General features: G+C 56.8%; 1 pseudogene. It reads right to left on the minus strand.

Features of this window, described 5'->3' with window-relative positions:
• Nucleotides 1-444, minus strand: a pseudogene (locus IQ209_RS18020) (DNA primase); the annotation flags it as partial.

The raw sequence follows: 444 nt of genomic DNA on the forward strand, positions 1-444 counted from the left end.
CTTGATGTCCCGCTGGTGCTGGTGCAGCAGGGCAATGCTCTGGATTAAGGTGAGGTATTTCATATGGTCGCGGCGGGTGCGGGTTTTGTCTGACAGGAACGTCAGTTGCGAGGCGTAGGGATTCACCACATTTAACGGTTTCAGCCGCCGCTGGGCGTTCTGGTGAAGCTGTGTCAGATAGTCGCGTTCGTTCTCGGCCAGCAGGCCTTCAAGCGTCTGCTTCTGGCGCTGCACCGCATGGATGGCTTCGGTTTGTTCGCGCGATTCATTGACCGTCAGCACCAGACAGCGGTTGAGTAGTTCTTCATCCACATCAATGGCCGTCGTGGTGAGCATCAGCATCACCGGGCCTTTGACGGTGTAGCTTTTGGTGACCAGGTTGCCGGTCGCTTCATCCTTGCCCGTGCTGGCCATCGTCAGTTCGCCGTCACTTTGCAACAACTT

This window comes from Xenorhabdus sp. BG5, assembly GCF_015163665.1.
In the GTDB taxonomy this organism is placed as follows: domain Bacteria; phylum Pseudomonadota; class Gammaproteobacteria; order Enterobacterales; family Enterobacteriaceae; genus Xenorhabdus.